The following is a 22,204-nucleotide window of genomic DNA, read 5'->3' on the forward strand; positions in this document are numbered from 1 at the left end:
AGGAGGGAGACAGTATGCACTGGCAGACTCATACCGTTTTCAATCAACCTGCACCACTCTCTAACAGCAACCTTTTTCTCTCGGACTGCGCGCTGCGTGACGCAGTCTCGCGTGAGGGTGCCGAGTGGGATATCGAACTGCTCGCCAGCATCGGGCAGCAGTTAGGTACCGCAGAGTCGCTGGAGCTGGGCAGGCTGGCGAACGTGAATCCGCCGGAGTTGCTTCGCTATGACGCCACCGGAGAGCGACTGGATGACGTTCGCTTTCACCCGGCATGGCACCTGCTTATGCAGGGGCTGTGTGCCAATCGGGTACATAACCTGGCATGGGAAGAGGAGGCGCGTAAGGGGGCGTTTGTCGCCCGGGCCGCACGCTTTGTGCTTCATGCTCAGGTTGAGGCAGGCACGCTTTGTCCCGTCACCATGACGTTTGCCGCGACACCGCTCCTGCAGCAGGCGCTCCCTAAATTATTTCACGACTGGCTGACGCCGCTGCTCAGCGATCGCTACGATCCTCATCTGGTGCCTGGCGCGCAAAAACGCGGCCTGCTGATCGGTATGGGGATGACGGAAAAACAGGGCGGCTCGGACGTGCTGAGCAACACCACCAAAGCGGAAAAATGCAGCGACGGCAGCTACCGGCTGGTGGGCCATAAATGGTTTTTCTCCGTCCCGCAAAGCGATGCGCATCTGGTGCTGGCACAGGCGAAGGGCGGGTTGTCCTGCTTTTTTGTGCCGCGCTTTTTACCTGACGGACAGCGCAACGCCGTCCGGCTGGAGCGCCTTAAGGACAAGCTCGGGAACCGCTCCAACGCCAGCAGCGAGGTAGAGTTTCTTGATGCCTCCGGCTGGCTGCTGGGGGAAGAGGGCGAAGGGGTACGGCAGATCCTCAAAATGGGCGGCCTGACGCGCTTTGACTGCGCGCTGGGCAGCCACGGACTGATGCGTCGTGCGCTGTCCGTGGCGCTATACCACGCGCATCAGCGTCAGACCTTCGGCAAAAATCTTATCGCTCAGCCGCTCATGCGTGAGGTGTTAAGTCGGATGGCGCTGGTGCTGGAGGGGCAAACGGCGCTGCTGTTTCGCCTGGCCCGGGCGTGGGATAAACGCGCGGATCCCCAGGAAGCGGCATGGGCGCGGCTGTTTACCCCGGCCGCGAAATTTAGCGTGTGCAAAGCGGGCATCCCGTTTGTGGCGGAAGCGATGGAGGTGCTGGGCGGAGTCGGGTACTGCGAGGAGAGCGAACTTCCCCGCCTGTATCGCGAGATGCCGGTGAACAGCATCTGGGAAGGGTCCGGCAATATCATGTGCCTGGACGTGCTGCGCGTGCTGGCGAAGCAGCCGGGTATTCACGATCTGCTTGCCGATGAGTTTGCACAGGTAAAAGGGCAGGACAGACACTTCGACCGCAGCTGGCGACAGCTTCAGCAAAAACTGCGTAAACCGCAGGAGGCGCAGGGGCGGGAAATTGCGCAGCAGCTTTTCCTGCTGGGTGCTGGAAGCGAAATGCTGCGGCACGCATCGCCCCCGGTGGCGCAGGCGTGGTGCCGCATGATGCTGGATACTCGTGGCGGTACGCTGATGAGCGAGCAGGTGCAAAATGACCTGCTGCTACGTGCGACGGGCAGAGTCGGTTAGTCTTTTAGCTGGAACAGACTCACCAGTTGAGCCAGATGTGACCCTTTCTCGCGCAGCGTTTGAGCGGTTTGTTCGCTGCGTGAGATACGATCCGCATTAATATGCGACGCTTCGCCAATGTGGGTCATGGCGAGATTCACCTGGCCAATCCCTGCGGACTGCTCGCGTGAGGCATGGTTAATCTCGGTGACCAGCTGGCTGATGTTATCGATATGAATGATGATGTCATCCATCGCCAGGCGCGTCTGTTCAGACAGCGCATGGCCTTCGCTCACTTTCCTGAGCGTATCGCCAATCAGCTGTTCAATCTCCTTCACCGCGTTGGCGCTGCGTCCGGCCAGGGCGCGAACTTCCTGCGCAACCACCGCAAACCCTTTCCCGTGCTCGCCCGCGCGGGCCGCTTCCACTGCCGCATTCAGCGCCAGGATATTAGTCTGGAAAGCGATGGACTCAATCACGCGCGTGATGTCTTCGATGCGTTTTGACGCCTCGCGAATGTCGTCCATGGTCGACACGGCGTGAGTGACCGTCTCACCGCCCTGATGGACCGCGAGGGAGGTTTCACCCACCAGCTGCTGCGTTTGCTCCATGTTGGCGGCATTTTGCTGTACGGTGGCGGCCAGCTGCTCCATGCTGGCGGAGGTCTCTTCCACGCTGCTGGCCTGCTTGTTGATCTGCTCAGAAATCTCGCCGGTATCGGAAGCCAGCGCGTTAGTACCCAAATGGATCTCGCCTGCGGCCTCGCGAACCTGCAGAACAATTTTTTGCAGACCGCCGCCGATGCCGTTAATGGCGTCGATCAGCTGGCCGACTTCGTCCTGACGCGTCACGGGCAGGCTGGAACGGAGATCCCCTGCAGCATATTGCCGGGCAAGATGGATCACATTGCTCAGCGGCCGGGTCAGGACGCGGCGAATAAGGACCACAAACAGACCAGCAAACAGGATAGATAAGACCACGCCGGCCAGCAGGAAGCGATCGCGCATGGCGTTAACGCTTGCGAGCAGCACCGATTTATCCACTTCGCCCACGATAGTCCAGTTCCAGCCTGGCAGCGGGGTATACGCCATTTTAAGCGTGCGGCCGTCGTCGCTTACGCGTTCCAGGGTGCCGGGCTTGTCACCCAGAAGCTGCTGCTGCGTCGCGTCGTCCCACTTCGGCAACTGCCCCTCTTCACCGGCATGGAACAGATATTGCCCGCGCGTTTTGCCGTTGCTGCGATCCAGCACAAAGAAGTGACCGCTCTCGCCCAGGCGGCGGGTGAGGATTTTCTCGCGCATGACGTTCCAGGAGTGCGTAATGTCCACGCCAACAAAGACGATCGCAATGACCTGTCCTTCGGCGTTTTTAACCGGCTGATACTGGGTGATATAGCGTTTGCCAAACAGCAGCGCCAGTCCGCGGTAGACTTCCCCTCTGTTGACGGCGGCAAAGGCCGGGCTGGCGGTATCCAGCACGGTGCCCATCGCCCGCTCGCCATTCTCTTTGCGCAGGGAGGTGGCTACGCGAACAAAGTCATTACCGCTGCGTACAAACAGCGTCGAAATGGCTCCCGTACGGTTCAGGAACTCGTCAGACAGGGTGTTGTTTTGATGCAGTCCGGTGTCACCGCCTTTCAGAAGCGGGACGCTGAGTCCGTTAATCGTCTGAGCCTGGGAAGTATCAATATTCAGTGGCTGCGGTAAAAAAGTGGTAAACAGCCGGGTATAACTCTCAACCTCTTCACTCAGGCTGGTGTTAAACATCTGCACCATGTCGACCATGCCGGTGGACTGATTGTGCAGGTCTTCTACCGCAAGGGCTTCAAGCTGCTGGCTGGCTTTTTGACTGAGCAGAAAAGTGAAAAGCAGAAACAGCGTGGCGACACTGACGCCCGTAAGCAGCGACAGCTTCGCCCCCAGGCCTGCACGGCGAAAAACGTTGATCATAAATTGCTCATCATTGAATAGGTGTGGTTCTTCAACGGCAGAGCGGAGATTACGTTTACTGAATTAATGTAACAAAATGTTATTTTGTTGTTATTGATTGGTTTTTAATAAGATAAAAAATTTGCAAAAGCGAAAAGCCACTAAAAATAAGTGGCTTTTATCAGGAGGGAGTTTACACGTAGAGAATGGCCTGTACCCGCCAGTGGTCGATATGGTTATCTTCCTGCATCTGGATGATGCGATACCAGGAAGCACCCTGCTCATCGGCCTTTAATGCCACGACGCGTTCAACGTCTTGCGGGCTCCCCGAGATATTATTCACGGAGATCTGGCCAATTTCATTCAGGCCAGTTACACAGTCAGCACTGGCGAATTCTGCTGACTGCGCGGTGGTGCTCACCAGGCCTGCGGAGAGCAACAGAGAGGTCAAAGCAAGAGTTCGTTTCATCGTCAGCTCCATTTCACATATTTCCGGTATCCGCCGGGCAATCCTTCGCGAATAAACCCCCATTCCTTGTCGCTGGCATGGAGTTTATTGTGGACAGGAAAATGTCTATGGACGCAAAGCAGTGTAAATGTCGTTCAAAGGTAAACCATTATTTTCGGTACAAAATGGCCTGTGAATACCACTGTCCCGTTATGATGGTTTCGTCGATCATAATAATGACGTAATAATCTGCTTTGGCGGCGACGGCTTGTGCCTTTATTGCCTCTTCTGCGTCATCCGGCGAACCGCGAACCAGCGCGGAGACGGTGCCCATTCGCTGTAATCCTTCCGTCTGATTACGACGAATCTCCTGCGGATGATCGGCAACCGGGGGAGCGGGTTGCGGTGTTCCCTGCAGTGCGCTACAGCCGTTAAGCAGAAACACCAGCAATAAAGCAGCAAACCTGTGCATAACCATATCTCGTTTCCTGATAGCCATAGTGTAGTTGTCTGTGAATTTAGTTTTGGGGGAATGTTCCCGAAGTGTTAGCTGGGACGTAATTTTCGAATGAAAATAGCCTGAAACCGTAATCCAGTTCTCAACATTATGAATCATCCATTCGTGCAGGGTCGACAATGATTGAAATTGAAATACGCCATCTCGGCGACCATGAAATTTTACACGCTATGCCAGCGGGTAAACGTGATAAACCGCTGCCTGTTGTGGTTTTTTATCATGGATTTACCTCATCGAAGCTGGTTTACAGTTACTTTGCGGTCGCGCTGGCGCAGGCGGGTTTTCGCGTGGTGATGCCGGATGCGCCTGACCACGGCGCACGATTTATGGGTAATGAGCAGGCGCGCCTTGGGCAGTTCTGGCACATACTGCACGGGAGTCTGACCGAGTTTGCCGGATTGCGCGATGCGCTTTATGAGGCAGGGCTGGTGGCCGAGCATCGTCTGGCCGTGGCCGGGGCGTCGATGGGCGGTATGACAGCCCTGGGGATCATGACGCACCATCCAGAAGTGAAGTCGGTCGCCTGTCTGATGGGCTCGGGTTATTTTACCTCGCTGGCGAAGACCCTTTTTCCCCCTCAGGATTTAGCGGAAATCACCGCGAGGCTGGAAGAGTGGGAAGTAACCCGGGCATTGCCGCGCCTCGCAGATCGCCCGCTTTTGCTGTGGCACGGTGACGCGGATGATGTGGTGCCACCTGACGGTACCTTCCGCCTGCAGCAGGCGTTAAAGAAGGAAGGGCTGGACGGTAATCTGACCTGTTTGTGGGAATCAGGCGTTCGCCACCGCATCACGCCAGCGGCGCTCGACGCCACGGTAGCGTTTTTCCGCCAGCACCTTTAAACGCGCAGCACTTTTACTCCCTGATCTTCCAGCTTCTGGAGGATCTCGAGGTTAGCCCCTTTGCCGGTGATCACCAGGTCGATCTGTTCTGCGCGGCTGAACAGCATGCCTGCGCGTTCACCGACTTTACTGCTGTCGACCAGCACCACGAGTTTGCCTACCACGTTGAGCATGTTTTGTTCCGCCATCGCGGTCAGCATATCGGTTTTATACAAACCTTCAGCGGTCAGGCCTTTGCCGCTGGTAAACATCCAGTGTCCGGCGTAGAGACTGTTTTCGCTGTCCTGTGGGCTAAGCGTAATCGACTGACTTTTATTGTACTGACCACCCATGATCACCACGCTCTCATGCTCCTGATCGATGAGATAGTTGGCGAGCGGTAAGTAGTTCGTGATGATTTGCACCGGCTTGCCGCACATCTCGCGGCCCAGCAAAAACGCCGTAGAGCCGCAGTTGATAACGACGCTCTCACCGGGATTCACCAGCTGCGACGCGGCTCTGGCGATCCGTACTTTTTCATCGTGATTCTGCGCCTGATGAATGTTCATCGGCGTCCAGCGGGGGCGCTGCTGGCTAATGGCTTCCGCACCGTTGCGAACTTTTTTCAGCTTGCCGCTTTCATCCAGCTTGTTAATGTCTCGCCGCGCGGTGGCAGGGGAAATCCCTAAACGTTCGATCACTTTCTCGACGGTGATAAACCCTGTTTGCGCCAGGAGTTCCAGTAAAATTTGATGCCGTTGCGCTTCCGTCATGAGCTATTCCGATAAGAATTGATTTGAAAAGATGATATTTGAAATAGCGTGAAATTACTAAAATAAATATGAAATCGCCAGACACAAGTCTGGCGATGTGGCCTCGGAATCAGAGGAAGGACTTAAACGGCAGGTCAGGCTCAATGGTGAAGCAATCATCGAAACCACGCGGGTAGTGGTACTCAAGATTGTCTTTGTCCAGCGGCCAGGTGAACTTGCCGCCTACCTGCCAGATAAATGGCTTGAAGCCGTACTTCAGGCGGTCTTTTTTCATCTCCCACAACACGCGAATTTCCTGCGGATCGGCCTGGAAGTTTGACCAGATATCGTGGTGGAACGGAATAACGACTTTGGTGTTCAGCGCTTCCGCCATGCGCAGCATGTCGGCGCTGGTCATTTTATCCGTAATACCGCGCGGGTTCTCGCCGTAGGAGCCCAGGGCCACGTCAATCTGATGCTCGTTACCGTGCTTAGCGTAGTAGTTGGAGTAGTGGGAGTCACCGCTGTGATACAGGGAGCCGCCCGGCGTTTTGAACAGGTAGTTCACCGCACGCTCGTCCATGCCGTCTGGCAGTACACCTGCCGCTTTTTGATCGGCCGGCAGCGTAATCAGAGCGGTACGGTCAAAGGCATCAAGAGCATGGATTTCAATGTCTTTGATTTTCACCACGTCGCCCGGTTTCATCACGATGCAGCGCTCTTTCGGCACACCCCAGCCAATCCAGAGATCCACGCAGGTCTGCGGCCCGATAAACGGCACATCGTCCGCGCAGTTTTGCATCACCGCTGCCGCCACGTTTACATCAATATGGTCGTTGTGATCGTGGGTAGAGAGTACGGCATCGATCTGACGAATGGCAAAAGGATCAAGCACAAACGGTGTAGTACGCAGGTTCGGCTGGAGTTTTTCAACGCCGGCCATACGCTGCATCTGGTGGCCTTTTTTCATCAGCGGGTTACCGTGGCTCTGTTTGCCGGTGCCGCACCAGAAATCGACGCAGATATTGGCGCCACCTTCTGATTTCAGCCAGATCCCGGTGCAGCCCAGCCACCACATTGCAAACGTGCCAGGAGCAACCTGTTCCTGTTCGATTTCTTCGTTCAGCCAGCTACCCCACTCCGGAAAGGTGCTCAGAATCCATGATTCACGGGTGATGGTTTTCACTTTACTCATCGTTTTGACTCCTGGTTTTAATCAAAAGTAATCACATTGTGATTCGTTGTGATTAATGCTGGCACCATTTTACGCGCTTTGCAATAGCGAAAATGCGGAATTTTATCTGCTCAACGTCACAGACTCTCTGCTTGTTACTTGTTAGATTATCGCATGATAAACATTAATTTCATGAATTATAAGGACTAATTTATTTCATTTGTGCGGTAGTGAAAATCATTACTAACTGAAGGGAAATAAATTGCGTGATGCGTCACAAATAATCAAATTCAATCTTGTGGTGATTATTTGTGATTAATAGAGTGATGGCACCAACCGCACAGGGATTGCCCCTCGTGTTCTCATTTCTGGAGAGAGTTATGGAGATCCTCTACAACGTCTTTACCGTTTTCTTTAATCAGGTAATGACCAACGCCCCGCTGTTGCTGGGTATCGTGACGTGCCTGGGATATATCCTGCTGCGTAAAAGCGTCAGCGTGATTATTAAAGGCACCATCAAAACCATTATCGGTTTCATGCTGTTGCAGGCGGGGTCGGGCATACTGACCAGCACGTTTAAGCCAGTCGTTGCCAAAATGTCGGAAGTGTATGGCATTAATGGGGCTATCTCTGATACCTACGCCTCAATGATGACGACCATCGATCGTATGGGCGATGCCTATAGCTGGGTAGGTTACGCCGTTCTGCTCGCGCTGGCGCTGAACATTATCTATGTTCTGCTGCGCCGCATTACCGGTATTCGCACCATCATGCTCACCGGGCACATTATGTTCCAGCAGGCGGGGCTGATTGCGGTTTCTCTCTACATCTTCGGTTACCCAATGTGGACCACGATTATCTGCACCGCGGTGCTGGTCTCGCTCTACTGGGGTATCACCTCCAACATGATGTACAAGCCAACCCAGATAGTGACCGACGGTTGCGGTTTTTCCATCGGTCACCAGCAACAGTTTGCTGCCTGGATTGCTTACAAAGTTGCGCCGTACCTGGGTAAAAAAGAAGAGAGTGTTGAAGACCTTAAGCTGCCTGGCTGGCTGAATATCTTCCATGACAACATCGTGTCGACCGCGATTGTGATGACCCTCTTTTTCGGCGCCATTCTGCTCTCCTTCGGTATTGATGTGGTGCAGGCGATGGCGGGGAAAACCCACTGGACGGTTTACATCCTGCAGACCGGTTTCTCTTTCGCCGTGGCTATTTTCATCATTACTCAGGGCGTGCGTATGTTCGTCGCCGAACTGTCTGAAGCTTTCAACGGTATCTCTCAGCGCCTGATTCCTGGCGCGGTACTGGCCATCGACTGTGCCGCTATCTATAGCTTCGCGCCAAACGCGGTGGTCTGGGGCTTTATGTGGGGCACCATCGGCCAGCTGATTGCGGTGGGCATCCTGGTCGGCTGCGGCTCCTCAATCCTGATTATTCCGGGCTTTATCCCGATGTTCTTCTCCAACGCCACCATCGGCGTATTCGCTAACCACTTCGGCGGCTGGCGCGCGGCGCTCAAGATCTGCCTGGTAATGGGCATGGTTGAAATCTTTGGCTGCGTGTGGGCGGTCAAGCTCACCGGTATGAGCGCCTGGATGGGCATGGCGGACTGGTCAATTCTGGCACCGCCGATGATGCAGGGTTTTGCCTCCATCGGACTGATCTTTATGGCCATCATCATCCTGATTGCTCTGGCTTATATGTTCTTCGCTGGCCGTTCGCTGCGAGCTGAAGAAGATGCGGAAAAACAAACAGCAGAAGTGTCTGCTCATTAAGGAGTTTCGATTATGACCGTACGTATCCTGGCTGTGTGTGGTAATGGGCAAGGCAGCTCCATGATCATGAAGATGAAAGTGGACCAGTTTTTAACCCAGTCCAACATCGACCACACGGTGAACAGCTGCGCAGTGGGTGAATACAAAAGTGAGCTGAACGGCGCGGACATCATCATCGCCTCTACTCATATCGCCGGCGAAATTAGTGTGTCGGGTAATAAATATGTGGTGGGCGTACGCAACATGCTGTCGCCTGCGGATTTCGGACCAAAACTGCTGGAAGTGATCAAAGAACACTTCCCACAAGACGTGAAGTAAGGACGCCATATGAAACTACGTGATTCGCTGGCAGAGAATAACTCCATCCTTTTACAGGCCGAAGCCAGTACCTGGCAGGAAGCGGTGAAGCTGAGTGTGGATCTGCTGGTTAAGGCTGACGTTGTCGAGCCGCGTTACTACCAGGCGATTCTGGATGGCGTGGCGCAGCATGGCCCTTACTTTGTGATTGCGCCAGGCCTGGCGATGCCGCATGGCCGCCCGGAAGAGGGCGTCAAGAAAACCGGCTTCGCGCTGGTGACGCTGAAAACGCCGCTGGTGTTTAACCACGAAGATAACGACCCGGTCGACATCCTTATCACTATGGCGGCTGTCGATGCCAATACCCACCAGGAGGTGGGCATCATGCAGATCGTCAATCTGTTTGATGACGAAGCCAATTTTGACCGTTTACGCGCCTGCCGCACCGCGCAGGACGTGCTGGATTTAATTGATAACGCCACTGCGGCGGCCGTTTAAGAGGAATTGAATATGTCATTACCCATGTTGCAAGTTGCGCTGGATAACCAAACGCTGTCTCACGCTTACGAAACCACCCGCCTGATTGCGGAAGAAGTGGACATCATTGAAGTGGGCACCATTCTGTGCGTGGGCGAAGGCGTTCGTGCGGTTCGTGACCTGAAAGCGCTCTATCCGCATAAAATCGTGCTGGCGGATGCCAAAATCGCCGACGCAGGCAAAATCCTCTCCCGCATGTGCTTCGAAGCCAACGCCGACTGGGTCACCGTGATCTGCTGTGCGGATATCAACACCGCCAAAGGCGCGCTGGACGTGGCAAAAGAGTTTAATGGCGACGTGCAGATTGAGCTGACCGGCTTCTGGACCTGGGAGCAGGCGCAAGAATGGCGTGACGCAGGCATTCAGCAGGTGGTGTATCACCGCAGCCGTGATGCGCAGGCCGCAGGTGTGGCGTGGGGCGAGGCGGATATCAGCGCCATCAAACGTCTGGCCGATATGGGCTTCAAAGTGACCGTCACTGGCGGTCTGGCGCTGGAAGATCTGCCGCTGTTCAAGGGCATTCCGATTCACGTCTTTATTGCCGGTCGCAGCATTCGTGATGCGGCGTCCCCGGTGGAAGCGGCGCGTCAGTTCAAACGCTCAATCGCTCAGCTTTGGGGCTAAGGAGCGGGTATGTTGTCAAAACAGGTCCCGCTTGGCATCTATGAAAAGGCACTCCCTGCGGGGGAGTGCTGGCAGGAGCGGTTACAGCTGGCGAAGCAGCTGGGTTTCGATTTTGTCGAAATGTCGGTGGATGAGACGGACGAGCGTCTTGCTCGCCTCGACTGGAGCCGCGAACAGCGCCTGGCACTGGTAAGCGCCATCGCGGAAACGGGCGTGCGCGTGCCGTCCATGTGCCTGAGCGCTCACCGTCGTTTTCCGCTCGGCAGCGAAGATGATGCCGTGCGCGCGCAGGGGCTGGAGATCATGCGTAAAGCCATCCGCTTTGCGCAGGACGTCGGTATCCGCGTGATCCAGCTGGCGGGTTATGACGTTTACTATCAGGAAGCCAACGATGAAACGCGCCGTCGTTTCCGTGATGGTCTGAAAGAGAGCGTTGAGATGGCCAGCCGTGCGCAGGTCACGCTGGCAATGGAGATCATGGATTACCCGCTGATGAACTCCATCAGTAAGGCGCTGGGCTACGCGCACTATCTGAACAACCCGTGGTTCCAGCTTTATCCCGATATCGGCAACCTGTCGGCATGGGATAACGACGTGCAGATGGAGCTGCAGGCAGGCATAGGGCATATCGTGGCGGTGCACGTCAAAGATACCCGTCCTGGCGTGTTTAAAAACGTACCGTTCGGCACCGGGGTGGTGGATTTCGAACGGTGCTTCGAGACGCTCAAGCAGACAGGCTATTGCGGGCCTTACCTGATTGAGATGTGGAGCGAAACGTCGGACAACCCTGCTGCGGAAGTAGCAAAGGCGCGGGACTGGGTGCGCGAGCGTATGGCGCGCGCGGGATTACTGGAGGCTGAACATGCTTAAGCTGAAACAGCAGGTCTTTGAAGCCAACATGGATCTGCCCCGCTATGGCCTGGTCACCTTCACCTGGGGTAACGTCAGCGCTATCGATCGCGAGCAGGGGCTGATCGTGATTAAGCCGAGCGGTGTGGCGTATGACACCATGAAAGCTGACGATATGGTGGTGGTCGATCTTGAAGGAAACGTCGTTGACGGTAAATGGCGTCCTTCTTCGGACACTGCGACCCATCTGGCGCTGTATCGGCGTTATCCGTCCCTTGGCGGTGTGGTGCATACTCACTCCACGCACGCGACCGCCTGGGCACAGGCGGGGCTGGCGATTCCGGCGCTGGGCACGACACATGCGGACTACTTCTTTGGCGACATCCCCTGCACGCGCGCATTAACGCAGGATGAAGTGGAAGGAGAGTACGAGCTCAACACCGGAAAGGTGATTATCGACACGCTGGGAGAATGCGAGCCGCTGCATACGCCGGGGATTGTGGTGTATCAGCACGGCCCGTTCGCCTGGGGAAAAGATGCCCACGACGCCGTCCATAATGCGGTCGTCATGGAGGAAGTGGCACGTATGGCGTGGATTGCCCGCGGCATTAACCCACGGCTTCAGGGCATTGATGATTACCTGATGAACAAGCATTTCATGCGCAAGCATGGCCCGAATGCCTATTACGGGCAGAAGTGAATAAGTGCTCTGGAATACCGAAAAACAGTTGTAACCGGTGGTATTCCGGAGCCATTCACAAAAAAAGCCCCCGGGCAGGGGGCAACGTCAACTATGGCTATGTTCTCGTTGTTGGCTTTCCTGGTGCTAGCGTTAAGGCGTTATCGGTAAATATCTGCACTGGCGTGCATATTGCCGTTGCTGCCGGGCTCACGGATTAACATCACGTGGTAATAAGTTGCGCCCTGGGCGTCGGTCTCTTCATTTAGTGCCTGATCTGCTTCGCTTTCGGTGGCGAAATTATGATTAATATAGATTACGCCTAAGCTGTGCACATCATCCATGTTTCTGGCCTGTCGGCTGTCTATCTTGATGGCTGCCATCGCGTTTGCACTGAGCAAAAGCGCCGCCATTATGGCTAATGCGATTTTTTTCATGATATGCGCTCCACGACTGCGTGCTGTGAGAGGGGGATGCTCCTTCTTCTGTTTCGGTTATCTCTGATTAAAGTGTAATCACTCCTCCGGCGGGGATGCGTGACCATTTCTGATGCAGTTGTTCAAAAAAACACCGCTTACGGATGTGAGTAATTTTAAATCACCCACTTAGACCCGCTTCGCGCTTTGTGCGAATTATTTGTGCAATCAGCTTGAGTTTCCAGGGGCGCGCAAGTATTATGACGCGTCAATTTTTCAGCCGACCTTTAACACGTTCCTTGCCTCCCCGGGCCTCGGCTGACCCAGACAGGAGGCTGAATAATCCGTAAGGAGCAATTCGATGCGTCATTACGAAATCGTTTTTATGGTCCATCCTGACCAGAGCGAACAGGTTCCGGGTATGATCGAGCGCTACACTGGTGCAATCACTGCAGCAGCGGGCACGATCCACCGTCTGGAAGACTGGGGCCGCCGTCAGCTGGCTTATCCGATCAACAAACTGCACAAAGCACACTACGTTCTGATGAACGTTGAAGCACCGCAGGAAGTGATCGATGAGCTGGAAACTAACTTCCGCTTCAACGATGCCGTTATCCGCAGCATGGTTATGCGTACCAAAAACGCAGTGACCGAAGCATCTCCGATGGTTAAAGCGAAAGACGAGCGCCGTGAGCGTCGCGATGATTTCGCAAACGAAACCGCAGATGATTCTGATGCTGGGGATTCTGAAGAGTAATTTCTGATGACCAACCGTCTGGCGTTGTCCGGCATCGTATGCAGGGCTCCCCTTCGAAAGGTCAGTCCATCAGGAATTCCGCATTGCCAGTTCGTGCTTGAGCATCGTTCTGTGCAAGAGGAAGCCGGGTTTCACCGGCAGGCGTGGTGCCAAATGCCCGTTATTATTAGCGGACACGAAAACCAGGCCATTACTCACAGTTTAACGGTCGGTAGTGCAGTAATCGTTCAGGGGTTCATCTCTTGCCACAAGGCAAAGAACGGTCTGAGCAAAATGGTTCTGCATGCCGAGCAGATTGATTTGATAGATTCTGGAGACTAGCCATATGGCACGTTATTTCCGTCGTCGCAAGTTCTGCCGTTTCACCGCGGAAGGCGTTCAAGAGATCGACTATAAAGATATCGCAACGCTGAAAAACTACATCACCGAAAGCGGTAAGATTGTCCCAAGCCGTATCACCGGTACTCGTGCAAAATATCAGCGTCAGCTGGCTCGCGCTATCAAACGCGCTCGCTACCTGTCCCTGCTGCCGTACACTGATCGTCATCAGTAATCGGGCACGGTCCATTAATACGACTTTAAGAGGATAAGGTAATGCAAGTTATTCTGCTTGATAAAGTAGCAAACCTGGGCAGCCTGGGTGATCAGGTAAACGTTAAAGCGGGTTACGCTCGTAACTTCCTGGTTCCACAGGGTAAAGCTGTTCCAGCTACCAAGAAAAACGTAGAGTTTTTCGAAGCACGTCGCGCTGAACTGGAAGCCAAACTGGCTGACGTTCTGGCGGCTGCTAACGCTCGCGCTGAAGCAATCAACGCACTGGGCACCGTTACCATCGCGTCCAAAGCTGGCGACGAAGGTAAACTGTTCGGTTCCATCGGTACCCGCGATATCGCTGATGCAGTTTCTGCAGCAGGCGTTAAAGTGGCTAAGAGCGAAGTTCGTCTGCCGAACGGCGTTCTGCGTACCACTGGTGAGCACGAAGTTGACTTCCAGGTTCACAGCGAAGTGTTCGCTAAACTGGTTGTTAACGTTGTAGCTGAGTAATTTTTTACTCTGCTCACGTTGAAACGCCGGCCTTGTGCCGGCGTTTTGCTTTTTACAGAACCCCGCCCTTAACGTACCCTGATAAAGCTGCCGTCTGTCTGGCGGGTAAACAGCACCTGTTGTCCATTTCCGGTATCAATCGTTAATCCTGTCACCACCCCGCTGGCATTCTGGCGAATTTGCACCATCTGGCCATTCTGCAGGTTACTGAGCGGTTTACCCGCGCCTTCCACCTTCGCCATGGCATACACGTCTGTCGGCGGCAGGTTGTGGTCACGGAACAGCTGCGCCAGCGTTTTACCCGGCTCTACGCGATAGGAACGCCACTGTTGCTCAATGCCGGTGGGCTGTTGGGTCTGAGGCTGAGACGGGGCGGCGGCCTGTTCCTGTGGCTGTTCGTCCTGAATCGGCTCTGGCTCAACCGGCGCGACCTGACCCGGATCGTTAGACGGGGTAACGAGCTGCGTCTGCATCGGCTGTGCGTCAGGCTGCGGTCGCGTTTGCGACTGAAGGTCCAGCTGAGCATTGCGGGTGACGGGGGCAGTATCAACATCATCGCCACCGGAAGGAAGCAGGAAGCCCACAATCACCATCAGCGCACCAATGATGATCCCTCTGCGATGCAGAGGAGGCAGCGGATCCATGATGCGAAAATTGTCCGGCGCCTGCCAGATTTTCGCCAGGGTAGGTTTCAGTTCAAATCGCCCGGGCATGGCACTCCTCCTGCTCCGCGTATTTTTTATCCTGTGCCCCGAAGTATAGTTTGCTAACTGCCTGAACGGCGTAGTAAACCCGACATCCGTGACATCAGTTCGGGATTAATCCTGGTTCTCTCTATTGTTTCTGTTTCGTCGCGGTTTGTCACCTTAACTTCAGACAAAGTTTTACCCATAAGGGCATGGCTGATATGCTGCCCGCTACTTTAAATGTGATGGAAGGAAAACCCATGACCACCCCGACTTTTGACACTATCGAAGCGCAGGCAAGTTACGGTATCGGCTTGCAGGTAGGACAGCAGCTGAGCGAATCCGGCCTGGAAGGTCTGTTACCTGAAGCGCTGGTGGCGGGTATCGCTGACGCGCTGGAAGGCAAACAGCCTGCCGTTCCGGTTGACGTTGTGCACCGTGCGCTGCGTGAAATCCACGAGCGTGCTGACGCCGTGCGTCGCGCGCGCTTTGAAGAGATGGCCGCCGAAGGTGTGAAATATCTGGAAGAGAACCGTGAGCGTGAAGGCGTGAACAGCACCGAGTCTGGTCTGCAGTTCCGCGTGATCAATCAGGGCGATGGCGCAATCCCGGCGCGTACCGACCACGTTCGCGTACACTACACCGGTAAGCTGATCGACGGTACCGTCTTCGACAGCTCCGTCGCGCGCGGCGAACCGGCTGAGTTCCCGGTGAATGGCGTTATCGCGGGCTGGATCGAAGCGCTGACCCTGATGCCAGTCGGTTCCAAATGGGAACTGACTATCCCGCACAACCTGGCTTACGGCGAGCGCGGCGCTGGCGCGTCCATCCCGCCATTCAGCACTCTGGTCTTTGAAGTCGAGCTGCTGGAAATTCTGTAATCGACTTTTCTTATTTCCTCTCCCCGGTTGGGGAGGGGAAAATAGCGTGAAAACCTATAGTTAAGTCGGAATCAATATTTTATCTTGCAAACGAAACTGTTGCGTGTATTTTTGTGAGCTGTTTCGCGCTGCATGAGTGATATGACACTCACTTTCAACATATTATTAACATAATATCTAAATCATAGTATTCATCCCGCCGATTCTTACCTAATATCGATTAGCCCTAACAAGGGAACGTCATTTTTTTGACGTATTTAAAGGCCAGAAGAGCCTTAACAACACAGACAGGCATAAACAGGAAAATATCACATGGTAGATCAGGTCAAAGTCGTCGCCGACGAAGAGGCGTCGTCTGAACAGTCGCTACGGCGCAATCTCACAAACCGTCATATTCAGCTCATTGCTATTGGGGGTGCCATCGGTACCGGGCTGTTTATGGGGTCAGGCAAAACCATCAGTCTCGCCGGACCGTCAATCATATTCGTTTATATGATTATCGGTTTTATGCTGTTCTTCGTGATGCGTGCAATGGGTGAACTGCTGCTCTCGAACCTCGAATACAAATCCTTCAGCGACTTCGCTTCAGACCTGCTCGGGCCATGGGCGGGCTATTTCACCGGCTGGACCTACTGGTTCTGCTGGGTCGTGACCGGTATGGCGGACGTCGTGGCGATAACCGCCTATGCGCAGTTCTGGTTCCCCGGGCTGTCGGACTGGGTGGCCTCGCTGGCGGTTATTGTTCTGCTGCTGAGCCTGAACCTCGCCACCGTTAAAATGTTCGGTGAGATGGAGTTCTGGTTCGCGATGATCAAAATCGTGGCCATCGTTGGGCTCATCGTGGTGGGCCTGGTGATGGTGCTCACCCACTTCCAGTCACCAACCGGCGTTCAGGCGTCGTTTACCCATCTGTGGAATGATGGAGGCTGGTTCCCGAAAGGTATCAGCGGCTTCTTTGCCGGCTTCCAGATTGCGGTGTTCGCGTTTGTAGGGATTGAGCTTGTCGGAACGACCGCTGCGGAAACCAAAGATCCGGAGAAGTCTCTCCCGCGCGCCATCAACTCCATTCCGGTGCGTATCATCATGTTCTACGTCTTCGCGCTGATCATCATTATGTCCGTGACGCCGTGGAGCTCGGTGGTGCCAAGCAAGAGCCCGTTCGTTGAGCTGTTCGTGCTGGTGGGGCTGCCTGCGGCGGCGAGCCTGATTAACTTCGTGGTGCTGACCTCAGCGGCGTCTTCCGCGAACAGCGGCGTGTTCTCAACCAGCCGTATGCTGTTTGGTCTGGCGCAGGAAGGCGTGGCGCCGAGCGCGTTCGCCAAGCTGTCTAAGCGTGCGGTACCTGCGAAAGGGCTGACCTTCTCCTGCATGTGCCTGCTGGGCGGCGTGGTGATGCTCTACGTAAACCCAAGCGTGATTGGCGCGTTCACCATGATCACCACGGTCTCAGCGATCCTGTTTATGTTCGTCTGGACCATCATCCTCTGTTCCTATCTGGTGTACCGCAAACAGCGCCCACACCTGCATGAAAAATCGATCTACAAGATGCCGCTGGGCAAGCTGATGTGCTGGGTGTGCATGGCGTTCTTCGTCTTCGTGCTGGTTCTGCTGACGCTGGAAGATGATACCCGTCAGGCGCTGATCGTCACGCCGCTGTGGTTTATCGCGCTGGGGCTGGGCTGGATGTTTATCGGTAAGAAACGGATGGCTGGCATGCGTTAAGCATGTTGCCGGGTGGCGCTGACGCTTACCCGGCCTACGTTCGAGGACGTTGCAGGCCCGGTAAGCGCTAGCGCCACCGGGCTTTTTTATTCCCCCGCTAATGCCCGCGGGAACAGAACGTTGTTCTCAAGGCTGATGTGTTCCATCAGGTCGTCAATCATCTCGTTAATGCCGTTGTACATCGCTTTCCACGTTGTGCACGCTTCTGGCGGCGGCGTGACGTTGTGGGTGGTGTGTTTGATCACTTCCAGCAGTTCGCCCGCGTCATCATGCTCGCTTTCCATCACGCTGATGGGCCCCATCGCCTGGCTTCCCATTCCCTGTTTAATCATCGGGAAGAGGATCTGCTCTTCTTTCATCATGTGGCTGGAAAGCTCTTCGTGCAGCAGGGTCAGGTATTTCGCCAGACCGCGCGGTACGGAAGGTTTGTCGGCATGAACGCGCTCGACTTTGGTCGCCTGCAGGATCAACTCCGGCAGCTGTTCACGGTGACGGTCATGGTAACGCACGATGATGTGGTCGATGATTTCTGCGAGCGGAGCGGTTCGCCAGTCTTTGTCGACGGGCTGCTCGGCCAGCTTCGCCAGCTCGGCTTCAATCACCTCAACGTTCAGCTCTTTGCGTAAGGCCGCCCGTGCCAGGGTTTGCTTACCGCCGCAGCAGTAGTCCATATCGTATTTGCGAAACAGCGCAGAAGCGCGAGGAATGGAGAGCGCCAGCTCGCCCAGGGGTTGGTCGCGAAAGGCCATAGCAGTTACCTCATCATCAATAATATAAGATGCATATTAAATGCATCTTATAGGCGACGCTATAACCCTTTAGAGGAACGGGTAAAAGTGAGATGCAGATCACAAAAAAATATCCGATTTAACTCTCTGAATGGGTTCAGGAAAGTGGTTTCGAAACTTTTTAAAGGTGGAGAAACAGTAAACAACCCGCTGCACCTGCCGATATATCCACGTCAGACAAACCTGCATATAACAAAGGCAACGCATGTTTAAACGTATAAAAGTCATTACCCTTCTGATTTCGGTGCTGCTTGTGCTCGGCATCATGCAAGTGATTTCCGCCGGTATCTTTATCAACGCCCTGAATAACGATAAAGACAACTTTACCGTGTCGCAGCTCTCCAGCAAGAACGTGGCGGAGTTTACCGATGCGTGGATCAGTCTGAACCAGGCGCGCGTCACCCTGAACCGCGGGATGCTGCGCCTGCAAAGCAGCATGGCCTCGCAAATTAACGGCGGTCAGCTGAATGAGCTGGTGACCACGGCGAAAAATCTGCTGACTGAAGCCCAGGTTCATTACGATAAATACTATGCCTTGCCGAATACGCCAGGCCTGGATGAGAACCTGACCAACCAACTCGAAGAGCAGTACCGCATTTACTCTGCAACGCTGACGCAAATGAATGTTCTGCTGAGCCAGGGCAATCTGGAAGATATGTTCAAGCAGAATGCTGAACAAAAACAGAATGCGATGCAGACGGTTTATCGTGAATGGCGTGAAGCGCAGGCCGCGCTCACGGATAAAGGCATTCAGGATAACGAAAGTGATTACAAACGCATCCTGTGGATCCTCTCTGCGGTCATGCTGCTGGTGATCGTGGTGATTATCTCCAGCTGGATTGCGATGCGCCGCGTGCTGCTGCTGCCGCTGGAAGAGGTGATCAACCATATTCGCGCCATTGCGGCAGGCGATCTCACCCAGCCGATTCAGGCCGACGGTAAAAATGAAATGGCCATCCTGGCGCGTAACGTGCAGGAGATGCAAACTTCGCTGGCGAACACCGTGGGCGTGGTGCGTGAAGGCGCAGATACCATTTATACCGGTGCAGGCGAAATCTCCGCTGGCAGTAACGACCTCTCTTCCCGTACCGAGCAGCAGGCCGCGTCTCTGGAAGAGACGGCAGCCAGCATGGAACAGCTGACGGCGACCGTGAAGCAGAACGCCGATAACGCGCGTCAGGCTTCCCGTCTGGCGCTGGATGCCTCCTCCACGGCGAAGAAGGGCGGTAACGTGGTGGAAGGCGTCGTGCGGACGATGGACGAAATCGCCACCAGTTCCAGCAAAATCGCGCAAATTACCAACGTGATCGACGGGATTGCCTTCCAGACGAATATTCTGGCGCTGAACGCGGCGGTGGAAGCGGCCCGTGCAGGCGAGCAGGGCCGTGGTTTTGCGGTGGTGGCAGGGGAAGTGCGTACCCTTGCCCAGCGCAGCGCTCAGGCGGCGAAAGAGATCAAAGCGCTGATCGATGACTCCGGCGAACGCGTGAACGCGGGCTCGCAGCTGGTTAACGAAGCCGGGGCCACGATGGCAGAGATCGTCAATGCGGTCACCCGCGTCACCGACATTATGGGCGAAATTGCCTCGGCCTCTGACGAGCAGAGCCGCGGTATCGACCAGGTGGGCCAGGCGGTAGCCGAGATGGACCGCGTGACCCAGCAGAACGCCTCACTGGTGGAGGAGTCTGCGGCCGCGGCGGCGGCGCTGGAAGATCAGGCTGCACGCCTGAACGAAGCGGTGGCGGTGTTCAAAATTACCCGCAACCAGGCGGTCAAAGCGGCGCCGGTAAAAACCTATGTGCCAAAAGCGCAGCCTGTCGCGGCGGCGTCTGAAGCAAACTGGGAAACGTTTTAACATCATGCCGGGTGGCGCTGGCGCTTACCCGGCCTACGAAACGGCTCCTTGTAGGCCGGGTAAGGCGGAGCCGCCACCCGGCAAATATCACACCTCCGACGCCGGAACGACCCTCGGTTTTTCCGGCTTCGCTCTCACCGCCATCACTACCCCCACAACCAGCAGAACGATCCCGCAGGCTGTGAACAGCGGCGGCACGCTCTGGCGCATGAGGAATGTATAAAGCAGTCCGGCCAGGGTTTCGAAGACAATCAGCGGCCCTAAGATCACCGTCGGCAGCTTCTGGCTGGCAATGTTCCAGCACAGCGCGCCCACCCATGAGCACAGCACCGCGATCGCAACCATCAGGCCAATGAACACCCACGGTCTTGGCCCGAAGGGCTGGGCGAAGTCCGGCTGCTGATGGCCCAGCCAGAGGCATGCGCCGAGATACCCCACGACGGATACGGGCAGCGTGACCAGCGCCTGCGCCGTCGCCCACATCATCGGGTGCTTGTCCGGGTTCTCACGCAGCCAGCGCGCGTTGCGCAGGGCATACCATGCCCAGCACGCCACGGAAATGAACGCCAGCAGAATGCCAGAACCGTACCGCCACAGGTCAACGTCCACCTGCCCATGACGCAGCTCGGCAATATTGACGCATATCAGCCCCAGGGCGGTGCATACCAGCGCCGGGGCCATTTTTGACCACGCCAGTTTACCATCGCGCTGGCTGTAGAGCAGGTTAGCAAAGACGGGGATGACGACCGGCAGCGTGCCGATAATCATGGTCGATACCGGCGCACCGGTACGCTGAATGGCACTCGCGAGGCAAACGTAATAGATAAGATTGCCCATCATGGTCAGCGCCAGTGCGGTCCCCCAGTCCTGACGGCTGAGCTGGCGCAAGCGCGCGCGTCCCAGCCACGCCAGGGGCAGGACAATCAGCCCCAGCGCCAGATAACGTCCGGTCGACTGTAATATTGCCGGATACTCGGGCACGATCAGCGGGCCGACAAAAATCAGTCCCCACATCATCCCGGCCAGCAGGGCATACAACACTCCACTAATCATTTTTCCATCCACAGGTATTTACGCTGTCGTCAGTGTAGGAGGGGCGAATGCGCGCGTATTGTATGAGATTGCGCATTAGCGCCGGGTGACCTGCTTCTGGTAGCGCACGGGCGTAATGCCGTAGCGGTGGGTAAACGCGCGGGTCAGATGTGACTGATCGGTCAGCCCGGTTGCGGCGGCAACCTCTGCGGCGGGCATGCCGTGGGTGAGAAACGCTTTGGCGCGCCAGAGTCGAATGGCCATCAGCATCTGATGCGGCGTCACGTGAAAATGGGCTTTGAACTGGCGCTGGAAATGATACGGGCTGAGCGAGACGACGCTGGCCAGCTCGTCCAGCGTCAGAGCGCGCATATAGTTGTCGTGCAGGTACTCGCGTACCCGTTCGAAGCGGTGCGCGCCTTCCTGGAGCCGTGGCGCGTGGTGGGCAAACGGCTGGAAGGTCTCAATCAGATCCAGCAGTAAACCTTTTTGCGCAAGCGGATCGTCCGTGTGCCACAAGCCGTAAATAAGCCTGCCGATTTGCTGTGAGCGTAACGGATCATGACGGGTCACGTCGCTGAACCACCAGTGTCGGAGGCCGGTCACCTCTTCCAGCAGATCGGGTTCGATATAGACCATCCGGTAGCGCCAGCCGCCCTCGGTGGCGGATTCGCCGGTGTGGATCTCGTCCGGGTTCATGGTAACGACGGATTTCTCCGCCGCGAGATGCTGGCTGCCGCGATAGCGAAAGCGTTCGGCACCGGTTTCAATCGTGCCGATGCCGAAGGCTTCATGGGTGTGAGGCTCAAAGGCGTAGTCAGAAATATGCGCGTGATACAGCTCCAGGCCCGGCAGCTGCGCCAGATGGCGAAAGCGCGCGCTGTCTCTTTCATCATTAAACTGTTCCGGTACGCCTTGCACGGTGAGCCTCCTCGTGGGTCATCTTTTCATTATCAAAGATGACCCGAGGGGATGCCACAAAAAATAACCAGCCCGTAAC

Annotated in this window: 25 protein-coding genes; 15 read left to right on the forward strand and 10 right to left on the reverse strand. The window is 55.5% G+C overall.

The genetic code is table 11. The annotated features are described in order from the left end of the window. The first annotated feature begins 14 nt into the window (after positions 1-14). On the forward strand, positions 15-1,637 hold the full coding sequence (locus tag N6P30_RS12780) for an isovaleryl-CoA dehydrogenase (protein ID WP_023293449.1): 1,623 nt from the start codon (positions 15-17) through the stop codon (positions 1,635-1,637). On the opposite strand, the gene N6P30_RS12785 is transcribed toward N6P30_RS12780, so the two are convergent. From N6P30_RS12785 to bsmA, 3 genes are all read right to left on the reverse strand, one after another. After that, positions 1,634-3,565, reverse strand: coding sequence for a methyl-accepting chemotaxis protein (locus N6P30_RS12785; protein WP_023293448.1), 1,932 nt, complete (start codon positions 3,563-3,565; stop codon positions 1,634-1,636). The genes N6P30_RS12780 and N6P30_RS12785 overlap by 4 nt on opposite strands. A gap of 172 nt (positions 3,566-3,737) precedes the next feature. Next, positions 3,738-4,025, reverse strand: a complete 288-nt coding sequence (yjfN, locus tag N6P30_RS12790; protein ID WP_021240708.1) for a DUF1471 family protease activator YjfN — start codon at positions 4,023-4,025, stop codon at positions 3,738-3,740. 136 nt (positions 4,026-4,161) lie between these two features. Continuing rightward, on the reverse strand, positions 4,162-4,491 hold the full coding sequence (bsmA, locus tag N6P30_RS12795) for a biofilm peroxide resistance protein BsmA (protein ID WP_071788887.1): 330 nt from the start codon (positions 4,489-4,491) through the stop codon (positions 4,162-4,164). Positions 4,492-4,628: 137 nt separating this feature from the next. On the opposite strand from bsmA, the gene yjfP reads away from it, so the two are divergent. Beyond that, the gene (yjfP, locus tag N6P30_RS12800) at positions 4,629-5,351 is read left to right on the forward strand and encodes an esterase (protein WP_023293446.1); all 723 of its coding nucleotides are present in this window, start codon (positions 4,629-4,631) and stop codon (positions 5,349-5,351) included. On the opposite strand, the gene ulaR is transcribed toward yjfP, so the two are convergent. Both ulaR and ulaG read right to left on the reverse strand, forming a co-directional pair. After that, the gene (gene ulaR, locus N6P30_RS12805; protein WP_023293445.1) at positions 5,348-6,103 is read right to left on the reverse strand and encodes an HTH-type transcriptional regulator UlaR; all 756 of its coding nucleotides are present in this window, start codon (positions 6,101-6,103) and stop codon (positions 5,348-5,350) included. The genes yjfP and ulaR overlap by 4 nt on opposite strands. A 109-nt stretch (positions 6,104-6,212) precedes the next feature. Next, positions 6,213-7,277 (reverse strand): L-ascorbate 6-phosphate lactonase, encoded by a 1,065-nt coding sequence (gene ulaG, locus N6P30_RS12810; RefSeq protein WP_006810379.1) that lies wholly within the window; start codon positions 7,275-7,277, stop codon positions 6,213-6,215. Positions 7,278-7,636: 359 nt separating this feature from the next. On the opposite strand from ulaG, the gene ulaA reads away from it, so the two are divergent. The 6 genes from ulaA to N6P30_RS12840 are packed head-to-tail and all read left to right on the forward strand — an operon-like array spanning position 7,637 to position 12,044. After that, positions 7,637-9,037: a PTS ascorbate transporter subunit IIC gene (gene ulaA, locus N6P30_RS12815; RefSeq protein WP_023293444.1), complete on the forward strand. Its 1,401-nt coding sequence runs from the start codon at positions 7,637-7,639 to the stop codon at positions 9,035-9,037. A 12-nt stretch (positions 9,038-9,049) separates the two neighbouring features. After that, a complete protein-coding gene (gene ulaB / locus N6P30_RS12820) occupies positions 9,050-9,355 on the forward strand; it encodes a PTS ascorbate transporter subunit IIB (RefSeq protein WP_003856022.1) in 306 nt (101 codons plus the stop codon). Between the two features lie 9 nt (positions 9,356-9,364). Then, positions 9,365-9,832 (forward strand): PTS ascorbate transporter subunit IIA, encoded by a 468-nt coding sequence (gene ulaC / locus N6P30_RS12825; protein WP_003856024.1) that lies wholly within the window; start codon positions 9,365-9,367, stop codon positions 9,830-9,832. Positions 9,833-9,844: 12 nt separating this feature from the next. Further along, the gene (gene ulaD / locus N6P30_RS12830) at positions 9,845-10,495 is read left to right on the forward strand and encodes a 3-keto-L-gulonate-6-phosphate decarboxylase UlaD (protein WP_008502901.1); all 651 of its coding nucleotides are present in this window, start codon (positions 9,845-9,847) and stop codon (positions 10,493-10,495) included. 9 nt (positions 10,496-10,504) lie between these two features. Continuing rightward, positions 10,505-11,365: an L-ribulose-5-phosphate 3-epimerase gene (locus N6P30_RS12835; RefSeq protein WP_023293443.1), complete on the forward strand. Its 861-nt coding sequence runs from the start codon at positions 10,505-10,507 to the stop codon at positions 11,363-11,365. Beyond that, the gene (locus N6P30_RS12840) at positions 11,358-12,044 is read left to right on the forward strand and encodes an L-ribulose-5-phosphate 4-epimerase (RefSeq protein ID WP_008502899.1); all 687 of its coding nucleotides are present in this window, start codon (positions 11,358-11,360) and stop codon (positions 12,042-12,044) included. Before N6P30_RS12835 ends, N6P30_RS12840 begins: the two co-directional genes overlap by 8 nt. Positions 12,045-12,184: 140 nt before the next feature. On the opposite strand, the gene yjfY is transcribed toward N6P30_RS12840, so the two are convergent. Then, positions 12,185-12,460, reverse strand: a complete 276-nt coding sequence (gene yjfY / locus N6P30_RS12845) for a DUF1471 family protein YjfY (protein ID WP_008502898.1) — start codon at positions 12,458-12,460, stop codon at positions 12,185-12,187. Between the two features lie 340 nt (positions 12,461-12,800). On the opposite strand from yjfY, the gene rpsF reads away from it, so the two are divergent. Genes rpsF through rplI form a run of 4 tightly spaced genes read left to right on the forward strand, consistent with a single transcriptional unit; the run spans position 12,801 to position 14,240 of the window. Further along, positions 12,801-13,196 (forward strand): 30S ribosomal protein S6, encoded by a 396-nt coding sequence (gene rpsF / locus N6P30_RS12850; RefSeq protein WP_008502896.1) that lies wholly within the window; start codon positions 12,801-12,803, stop codon positions 13,194-13,196. Between the two features lie 6 nt (positions 13,197-13,202). Further along, positions 13,203-13,517 carry a primosomal replication protein N gene (gene priB, locus N6P30_RS12855; protein WP_008502895.1) on the forward strand — a complete coding sequence of 105 codons (315 nt, stop codon included), beginning with the start codon at positions 13,203-13,205 and terminating at the stop codon, positions 13,515-13,517. Positions 13,518-13,521: 4 nt separating this feature from the next. Further along, positions 13,522-13,749 carry a 30S ribosomal protein S18 gene (gene rpsR, locus N6P30_RS12860; protein ID WP_000135199.1) on the forward strand — a complete coding sequence of 76 codons (228 nt, stop codon included), beginning with the start codon at positions 13,522-13,524 and terminating at the stop codon, positions 13,747-13,749. Between the two features lie 41 nt (positions 13,750-13,790). Next, on the forward strand, positions 13,791-14,240 hold the full coding sequence (rplI, locus tag N6P30_RS12865; RefSeq protein ID WP_008502894.1) for a 50S ribosomal protein L9: 450 nt from the start codon (positions 13,791-13,793) through the stop codon (positions 14,238-14,240). Positions 14,241-14,308: 68 nt separating this feature from the next. On the opposite strand, the gene N6P30_RS12870 is transcribed toward rplI, so the two are convergent. Continuing rightward, positions 14,309-14,953, reverse strand: coding sequence for an OapA family protein (locus N6P30_RS12870; RefSeq protein WP_008502893.1), 645 nt, complete (start codon positions 14,951-14,953; stop codon positions 14,309-14,311). A gap of 233 nt (positions 14,954-15,186) precedes the next feature. Here N6P30_RS12870 and fklB point away from each other — a divergent pair, with 233 nt between their 5' ends. Both fklB and cycA read left to right on the forward strand, forming a co-directional pair. Continuing rightward, the gene (gene fklB / locus N6P30_RS12875) at positions 15,187-15,807 is read left to right on the forward strand and encodes an FKBP-type peptidyl-prolyl cis-trans isomerase (RefSeq protein WP_008502892.1); all 621 of its coding nucleotides are present in this window, start codon (positions 15,187-15,189) and stop codon (positions 15,805-15,807) included. Positions 15,808-16,119: 312 nt separating this feature from the next. Next, on the forward strand, positions 16,120-17,529 hold the full coding sequence (gene cycA / locus N6P30_RS12880; protein WP_008502891.1) for a D-serine/D-alanine/glycine transporter: 1,410 nt from the start codon (positions 16,120-16,122) through the stop codon (positions 17,527-17,529). 86 nt (positions 17,530-17,615) lie between these two features. On the opposite strand, the gene ytfE is transcribed toward cycA, so the two are convergent. Further along, entirely contained in the window at positions 17,616-18,278 is a 663-nt protein-coding gene (ytfE, locus tag N6P30_RS12885) for an iron-sulfur cluster repair protein YtfE (RefSeq protein WP_008502890.1), read from the reverse strand. Positions 18,279-18,522: 244 nt separating this feature from the next. On the opposite strand from ytfE, the gene N6P30_RS12890 reads away from it, so the two are divergent. After that, positions 18,523-20,172: a methyl-accepting chemotaxis protein gene (locus N6P30_RS12890; protein ID WP_023293442.1), complete on the forward strand. Its 1,650-nt coding sequence runs from the start codon at positions 18,523-18,525 to the stop codon at positions 20,170-20,172. 87 nt (positions 20,173-20,259) lie between these two features. On the opposite strand, the gene N6P30_RS12895 is transcribed toward N6P30_RS12890, so the two are convergent. Continuing rightward, a complete protein-coding gene (locus N6P30_RS12895; RefSeq protein WP_260629948.1) occupies positions 20,260-21,225 on the reverse strand; it encodes a DMT family transporter in 966 nt (321 codons plus the stop codon). A 75-nt stretch (positions 21,226-21,300) separates the two neighbouring features. Continuing rightward, on the reverse strand, positions 21,301-22,125 hold the full coding sequence (locus N6P30_RS12900) for an AraC family transcriptional regulator (RefSeq protein WP_023293440.1): 825 nt from the start codon (positions 22,123-22,125) through the stop codon (positions 21,301-21,303). Between the last annotated feature and the right edge of the window lie 79 nt (positions 22,126-22,204).

The organism is Enterobacter sp. PL1, from assembly GCF_945957325.1.
GTDB classification, from domain to species: Bacteria; Pseudomonadota; Gammaproteobacteria; order Enterobacterales; family Enterobacteriaceae; genus Enterobacter; species Enterobacter roggenkampii.